Below are 669 nucleotides of genomic sequence, written 5' to 3'. Positions count from 1 at the left end.
TGCGGCTGGATCACCTCCTTTCTAAGGACGTTCCTCATCGGGATCGGGTCTCGTACCCCTCCCTGACGAACGGCTTAGGATAATGTGCGGCGCATCGGCTTGCCGATGACGACCGCGTTTGCGGGACGGAAACGGCCGCCTGCGCTTCTCTTTCTTCTCATGGACACCGGATCGGCTGGTGAGCGTGCGCTCGCCGGTCTCGATCCGTTGATCAACCGGACCTTCGGTGCCGCGCTTCGGTGCGCCCGAGCGGCGGTCCGTACCATTCGGGCCTGTAGCTCAGGTGGTTAGAGCGCACCCCTGATAAGGGTGAGGTCGGACGTTCGAGTCGTCCCAGGCCCACCATCTTCGGGGCGCCACCGGCGCCGCGAGGGTTGTGGCATATCCGAGAACGGGGCCATAGCTCAGTTGGGAGAGCGCGTGCTTTGCAAGCATGAGGTCGTCGGTTCGATCCCGTCTGGCTCCACCATCTCGCGCCTTCGGCGCCGATGTTGTCGAGCGGTTTGGGTGTCCATGTCGAGAGCAAGGTTCGCCCTGCTCGTGGTCGCGATGCGATCCGAGCGAGGCGATGTTTGACATCGTGAAGAGGATGGACGCGTCCGGGACACCCGTATCGATCTGCAAGGATCGGTCGGCCGGGCGCGTTCGGCATAGGTGACGACCGAGAGG

The 669-nt window shown here is 63.7% G+C and carries 2 tRNA genes; both read left to right on the top strand.

What is annotated here, in order from left to right:
* Positions 1 to 268 precede the first annotated feature (268 nt).
* A tRNA-Ile gene (locus IEX89_RS24155) sits at positions 269 to 345 on the top strand.
* Between the two features lie 48 nt (positions 346 to 393).
* Positions 394 to 469, top strand: a tRNA-Ala gene (locus IEX89_RS24150).
* The last annotated feature ends 200 nt before the right edge of the window (positions 470 to 669 follow it).

The organism is Salinarimonas ramus, assembly GCF_014645695.1.
GTDB lineage: Bacteria > Pseudomonadota > Alphaproteobacteria > Rhizobiales > Beijerinckiaceae > Salinarimonas > Salinarimonas ramus.
This window is presented reverse-complemented; position numbering and strand designations above follow the sequence as displayed.